At 41.2% G+C, this 7444-nt stretch carries 5 protein-coding genes; 4 read left to right on the top strand and 1 reads right to left on the bottom strand.

The genetic code is table 11. The features are described 5' to 3' along the window. The coding region (locus OGM63_RS13825; RefSeq protein WP_445974558.1) for a WD40 repeat domain-containing protein at positions 1-1705 on the top strand (1705 nt) is incomplete at its 5' end. A 767-nt stretch (positions 1706-2472) separates the two neighbouring features. Then, positions 2473-3456 (top strand): glycosyltransferase family 2 protein, encoded by a 984-nt coding sequence (locus OGM63_RS13820; RefSeq protein ID WP_263746157.1) that lies wholly within the window; start codon positions 2473-2475, stop codon positions 3454-3456. Between the two features lie 144 nt (positions 3457-3600). Here OGM63_RS13820 and OGM63_RS13815 read toward each other — a convergent pair whose 3' ends face one another. Next, positions 3601-5013, bottom strand: coding sequence for a GAF domain-containing sensor histidine kinase (locus OGM63_RS13815; protein WP_318528458.1), 1413 nt, complete (start codon positions 5011-5013; stop codon positions 3601-3603). A gap of 247 nt (positions 5014-5260) precedes the next feature. Here OGM63_RS13815 and rpsB point away from each other — a divergent pair, with 247 nt between their 5' ends. Together rpsB and tsf are read left to right on the top strand one after the other, a co-directional pair. After that, entirely contained in the window at positions 5261-6058 is a 798-nt protein-coding gene (rpsB, locus tag OGM63_RS13810) for a 30S ribosomal protein S2 (protein ID WP_263746156.1), read from the top strand. 167 nt (positions 6059-6225) lie between these two features. Then, positions 6226-7167 carry a translation elongation factor Ts gene (gene tsf / locus OGM63_RS13805; RefSeq protein WP_263746155.1) on the top strand — a complete coding sequence of 314 codons (942 nt, stop codon included), beginning with the start codon at positions 6226-6228 and terminating at the stop codon, positions 7165-7167. Positions 7168-7444 lie beyond the last annotated feature (277 nt).

Genomic DNA, 7444 nt, shown 5'->3' with positions numbered 1-7444 from the left:
GGATATCTCCACCGGCAAAGTAATTCGCACCTTAACTGGACATTCCTCATCTGTAACTAGCGTCGCATTTAGCAGTGATGGCAAAACTGTAGCTTCTGGAAGTTACGACAACACCATCAAAATCTGGGATATCTCCACCGGCAAAGTAATTCGCACTTTAACTGGACATTCCTCATATGTAACTAGCGTCGCATTTAGCAGTGATGGCAAAACTGTAGCTTCTGGAAGTTACGACAACACCATCAAAATCTGGGATATCTCCACCGGCAAAGTAATTCGCACCTTAACTGGACATTCCTCATCTGTAACTAGCGTCGCATTTAGCAGTGATGGCAAAACTGTAGCTTCTGGAAGTTACGACAACACCATCAAAATCTGGTACTTCGATTTAGATAATTTACTTTCGCTGAGTTGTCAGAAGCTCAAAGCTTATCTGATTACCCATCCAGAGGCTTTAGAACCACTGACATTTTGTCAAGAACAAAATCCCGATATTTTATTGGCAGCAACCCCATTCATGGTGACAGCCGGAGAAACTTCCGCCAGAAATGGTAATTTTGAAGATGCCCTTGCCAAGTTCAAAACAGCTAAAAAATGGGACTCAAAATTAGACATTAATCCAGAAGTCAAAACTGATTCTCTCCGCTTGGAGTTTGAAGGTAGAAAGTTAGCAGATAAAGGTGATTTTGATGGTGCAATAACCAAGTTTCAACAAGCAAAGCAACGAAACGTCAAAATTGACTTCGACACAGATACCGATGGTGTGCAGAACGAACCCGAAAAAGTTGCCAAAGAACTTGTCAGTCAAGCTTTAATTAAACAAGCCGGAGAAATAGCAGATAAAGGTGATGTTGACGGTGCAATAGCCAAGTTGAAACAAGCACAGCAACTAAACGCCAAAATTGACCTTGATGATAATACTGAAGGTGTGCAAACTAACCCCCAAACTGTTGCCAAAAAACTTGTCAGTGAAGCGTTAGTTAAACAAGGTAAAGACTTAGCCACACAAGGTAATTTTGATGGTGCAGTTGCCAAGTTTAAACAAGCACAGAAACTAGATGCCAAAATTGACCTCGACACAGATACCCCTGGTGACGTGCAAACTAACATCCAAGCTGTTGCCAAAGACTTCACCAGCAAAGGATTTATTGCTCAAGGCAAACAACTTGCAAGACTTGGTGATATTAATGATGCAGTTGCCAAGTTTAAACAAGCGCAAAAACTCAAACCCAAGGTAGATATCAATCCAGACATTGATGTTGTAGAAAATAACCCCGAAAAAGTAGCCCAAGACTTTTACATAGCCGCTTTAATTGACGAAGCCGAAGAACAATTAAAGCAGGATGAATATAACAAAGCACAAGCAGTTTATAAAAAGATTGAAAACTTAAAACCAACAAAAGAAAACCTAGCTAAATCTGAGAATAGTTTGTGCCGGCAAGCTAGCTTACAAGGTTATGTCAAGAATGTAATTAACGATGCTTGTGAAAAAGCAGTGAAACTTGCACCTAATGATGCTAATATCCGCGATAGTCGCGGTTTAGCAAGAGCGCTAACTGGTAATTTTCAAGGTGCAATTGAGGACTTTCAGGTATTTATCGAATCAACTGATGACGCTGAGACAAAGAAACAACGGGAAGCTTGGGTGAAAGATTTGCAAGCTGGGAAGAATCCCTTTACACCAGAGGTTTTAAAGAAGTTGTAGGGGGAGCCAAAAGCCCTGACGATTAAAATCGCGGCTATATAAACGAAGCCCACCTTCGTGGGCTAGAATTAGTTCTTTCTGTATTCATATTAGTCCGCGCAGGCGGACTTTGTACGCGCAATGCCGCGATTTTAATCGTCGGGGTTTCTGGTGTCGTTACGACAACTTCAACCTTATACCAATTCTTTGTGAGGTTGCGCTTAAGAACCCGACGAGTGAACTTGCGGCATTGCGCGTACAAAACCTGCCTACGCAGGCTAATTAAGCGCATCTTCATACATAAATGGTATTAGTAACCACAACTTCAGCGTTGGTCACGAAAACTTGTGCGTTAGTAACCACAGCTTCAACGTTGGTCACGACAACTTTAACGTTGGTCACGAAAACTTGTGCGTTGGTCACGAAAACTTCTATAGTATAAGCAACGCTTAACCGTTGGTAACGACAGCTTTTACTTTCATAATAAAAAATTATAGAGCGATCGCCACTGCTTGAAGACAAGACGATGCAACGTCTATGCAGTGGAGAGAAAAAGAGCGATTGACAAAATCTTATATTTAGCTTAATGCATTGCACCTTTTATGTATTTTGTCAACATAAATATAGATAGTGTTTTAATTATTTAGAAAATCTATAAATAGTTTAACTAAACGCTGTGTCAACGCGATCGCATTATCACGATATTCATAAGCATTTTTATCAGGAACAGTCTCAGACCCCCTGATGTCCTATCTTGGAGATAGATACATAGTGTTGTGGGTTTAGTCGTGTTTTTTAGCGTTGTTATTCCAACTTACAATCGCCAGCCGATTTTAGAAAAGTGCCTCAAAGCCTTAGAATTGCAGAAACTGAGTGATGTAGAGACGCTACATGTAGAGACGCTACATGTAGCGTCTCTACAAGGTTACGAAGTTGTCTTGGTGGATGACGGTTCTAGTGATAGCACATTGTCATGGTTGGAAGCAAACCAAAGCGAGTTTCCTCATGTGCGAGTTTTTCAACAAAACCACGCAGGACCTGCTGCTGCTCGCAATTTAGGAGTAGAACAGGCAAAAGGTGACATAATTATCTTTATTGATAGTGATTTAGTAGTACTTGAGAATTTTTTGCAAGCTCATGAGACGGCATTAATAGAGGGACGAGAGAAATTAGGAAGCGATCGCTTCTTTACTTACGGTGCAGTAATTAACACTTGCAATTTTGACAACCCCACTGCCGAACCTTATAAAATCACCGATTTTTCTGCGGCATTTTTTGCTACAGGTAATGTTGCCATTCCCAAACATTGGTTAGAAAAATCTGGACTATTTGACACTCGTTTTCAACTCTATGGTTGGGAAGACTTAGAATTAGGTGTAAGACTTAAACAACTGGGTTTAAAATTGATTAAATGTCCAGAAGCAGTCGGTTATCATTGGCATCCACCATTTAACTTAGAGCAAATTAAGAGTTTAATTGACAAAGAAATTCAACGCGGACGCATGGGAGTTTTATTTTATCAAAAGCATCCAACCTGGGAAGTCAGAATGATGATTCAAATGACTTGGTTGCATCGCTTACTTTGGGGAATTCTCTCACTCAACGGCACACTTAACGAACGCACAATGGCTCCCTTTTTGCAATGGCTAATTAATTTAGGTAAACCTCAATTAGCTTTAGAAATAGCCAGAATTTTTCTAAATTGGTATAACGTCAAAGGAGTTTATGCAGCTTACGATGAACTTCCGCACCAAAATATTAGTGGTTTGTAGTAAGCACTTCAGTGCTTAAAACCCTTTAACTGAGCGGTTTACTGCTCACTACGAAATACAGCCTATTGCAGGTTTAATTTCGCCTACTTAGTTAGTATAAAATATTAGTAACCAACAACTATCAACTATCAAATAACACCCAACCTACTTAACAGGAATTTCAATCCAAAACTCAGTGCCATTATTTATTTTTGTTTTGTATTTGAGTGTACCGACATGCTTATCAACCACAATTTGATAGCTGATTGACAGTCCTAAACCTGTACCCTTTCCGACTGGTTTACTAGTGAAAAACGGGTCAAATATGCGTGTTTGAATTTCTTTAGGAATACCCACACCGTTATCAGCAATTTTTATCACTACATAATTAGGTCGAGAAATTTCAGTACGAATTCTAATCTTTGGTTTTGGATTTTGTGTTTTTATAACTGACTCTTCCAGCGCATCTATAGCATTGCTCAAGATATTCATAAATACTTGATTCATTTGTGATGCATAGCATTCTACCTGGGGAATGTCGTGATATTCTTTAATAATTGCAATATTCGGATACTCTGCTGTAGCCAGAAGTCGATGTCGCAAAATTAATAACGTGTTTTCAATTCCTTCATGCAGATCGACAAATTTCTTTTCTGATTCACCTAATCGAGAAAAATTGCGTAAAGATAAAACAATTTCTTTAATCCGCTCAGTACCGATTTTCATAGAAGATAAAATCTTCTGCAAATCTTCCATTAAAAAATCTACATCTATTGTTGTCGCTTGAAGTTTAATTTCATCATTCGGATTTGGGTAGTATTCTTGATAAAGAGTTAGCAGATTCAGTAAGTCTTTAATGTAAATATTAACGTGGCTGAGATTACCATAAATAAAATTTACAGGATTATTAATTTCGTGAGCTATACCAGCAATTAAATGACCCAAGCTGGACATTTTTTCACTTTGAATCAGTTGGACTTGAGTTTGCCGCAACTTCTTTAAAACTTGGGTTAACCGCTGATTATTCCCGCGAAGATTTTGTTCTATTTGCACTCGCTTACTAATATTTTGTTTTAATTTGGCTATATTAATTCTTAGTTCTAGCTGGCTGATTACTTGACGACTAAGAGCCTGTAAAGCTGCAATCTTTTGGGGGTCGAGTTCTCGTGGTATACGGTCAATAGCGCAAAGGGTGCCGAGAGCAAAACCATCAGGTGTAACCAGGGGTGCGCCGGCATAAAATCGAATATTGGGATCGGCTGTCACCAGCGGGTTAGCGGCAAAACGATCGTCTTGTAGCGCATTTGGCACAATCAGCATTTGATCTGGCTGACATATAGTATGAGCGCAAAAAGCCAATTCCCTAGGAGTTTCTATTGCTTCTAAACCAACTCTTGACTTAAACCATTGGCGATCGCTATCTACTAGACTGACTAAGGCAATGGGAGTGTCGCAAATATGTGCTGCCAAACTAGTCAAATCATCAAATGCTAATTCCGGATCGGTATCAAGAATTTGATATCGTTCTAGTGCCTTAAGCCTATCCTGCTCATTTGCAGGCAATGGTGGTTGTTTCATTTACCGCCTGGGTAGTATGTCATACATCAATTAAAAGACATATGTCCTTACTTAAACACTGAGCTTACTTTCATCGCCTGTAAATAAAAAACAGGATAAACACCTAAAAAGTTTTTATTTGAAAATTGGCAATTTTTTCTGATATGCTAGAAGGGTTGTCTAATCTCGCACATCTGGGAATTCGGGTGTTTCCAATTAGGGAAATACGCCTGGATGGAGGTTTAACCCGAATCGGAGTTAAAAATATATGCCAGTTGTTTCATTGGCTCAGATGATGGAGTCTGGGGTTCACTTTGGGCATCAGACCCGACGTTGGAACCCGAAAATGTCTCCTTACATTTACACTTCGCGTAATGGAGTACATATCATCGACTTGGTGCAAACGGCACAGTTGATGGAAGATGCTTACAGCTATATGCGATCGCAAGCAGAACAAGGCAAGAAATTCCTCTTTGTGGGCACAAAACGCCAAGCAGCCGGAATCATCGCTCAAGAAGCAGCTCGTTGTGGTTCCCATTACATCAACCAGCGCTGGTTAGGCGGAATGCTGACTAACTGGACGACAATCAAAACACGGGTAGACCGGCTCAAAGATTTGGAACGTCGCGAAGAAAACGGAGCCTTGGATTTATTGCCCAAAAAAGAAGCCTCAATGCTGCGTCGGGAAATGGCAAAGCTCCAGAAATATTTGGGGGGCATTAAATCAATGCGAAAAGTGCCAGATATTGTGGTAATTGTCGATCAAAAGCGCGAGTATAACGCAGTTCAAGAATGCCAAAAACTCTCGATTCCGATTGTGTCCATGTTGGATACAAACTGTGACCCAGATGTAGTAGATATTCCGATTCCAGCAAATGATGATGCGATCAGGTCTATCAAACTGATAGTCGGTAAATTGGCAGATGCCATTTATGAAGGTCGTCACGGTCAGTTGGATGCAGAATACGAAGATGAAGATTACGACGGTGGTGAGTATGACGAAGAATACGACGAAACCGAGTATACTGACTCCGTAATTCCCGATGAAGGGGAAGAAGAATCGTAGGAGCGGGTTTTTCGGACCAGACATCTACGGGTGGGGTAAACCCACCTTCTGGAGACGGATTTTTCCCGCAAGAGCGTAGGGGTTTTGTACCCCTGCGCCGAGTAAGATAGAAATACTAAACACCCGTGAGCGATTACAACTGTAAGTCTTGTAGGAATTGAGGCAACATGGCGGAAATATCTGCAAAAGTCGTCCAAGAATTACGCCAAAAAACCGGTGCAGGCATGATGGACTGCAAAAAGGCGTTGAAAGAAAACGATGGAGACATGGAAAAATCCATCGATTGGTTGCGACAAAAAGGCATCGCTACGGCGGGTAAAAAAAGCGATCGCATCGCGGCAGAAGGTCTAGTAGACACCTATATTCAACCTGGTGGTGGGGTTGGTGTGCTATTAGAAGTCAACTGTCAAACAGATTTTGTCGCCCGTAACGAGGCTTTTAAAAGCCTTGTAAAGAACTTAGCGCAGCAAGCAGCAAGCGCTGAGAATGTTGAGTCTTTGCTGGCTCAACCTTACATCGAAGATAAAAGTGTGACAGTCGAAGAATTCATCAAGCAAGCGATCGCCAAACTAGGCGAAAATATGCAGGTGCGTCGCTTCGTCAAGTTTACTCTTGAAGGCACACAAGGCATCGTAGACAGCTACATTCACACTGGTGGTCGTGTGGGAGTATTGGTTGAACTAAACACCAAAACTGATGCACCGTCAGGTCGAGAAGAGTTTCAAAACTTGGGACGTAACATCGCTATGCAAGTTGCTGCTTGTCCCAACGTTGAGTATGTCAACGTCAGCGAAGTCCCCCCAGAAGTTGCCCAAAAAGAAAAAGACATCGAAATGGGACGCGATGACTTAGGTAACAAACCAGAAAACATCAAAGAAAAGATTGTTCAGGGACGAATTGAAAAACGCCTGAAAGAAATGGCTTTGATGGATCAGCCTTACATTCGCGACCAAAGTATCTCTGTCGAAGACTTGGTGAAGCAAGTAAAGGCTCAAGTAGGGGAAGACATCGAAGTGCGTCGCTTTGTTCGCTATGTGCTCGGTGAAGGCATTGAAAAGCAAGAAAGCAACTTTGCTGAAGAAGTCGCCGCACAAATGGGCACTAAGTAAATTGGCTCTTGAGTTAGGAGTTAGGGGTTAGGGGTTAGGGGTTAGGAGTTAGGGGTTAGGGGTTAGGGGTTAGGGGTTAGGGGTTAGGAGTTAGGGGTTAGGGGTTAGGGGTTAGGAGTTAGGGGTTAGGAGTTAGGAGTGAGGAGTTAAGGGTTAGTGGTTCGGAGTTAGGAGTTAGTATGCTTCATAACTTTTAACTTTTCACTCATAATTACTTAAATATAGGTCTAGCTAATTGTCTGACCTGTATTTTATTAATAGTATCCAACAACTGCAC

This window comes from Plectonema radiosum NIES-515, from assembly GCF_025753815.1.
Lineage (GTDB): Bacteria > Cyanobacteriota > Cyanobacteriia > Cyanobacteriales > Nostocaceae > Hassallia > Hassallia radiosum_A.
This window is presented reverse-complemented; position numbering and strand designations above follow the sequence as displayed.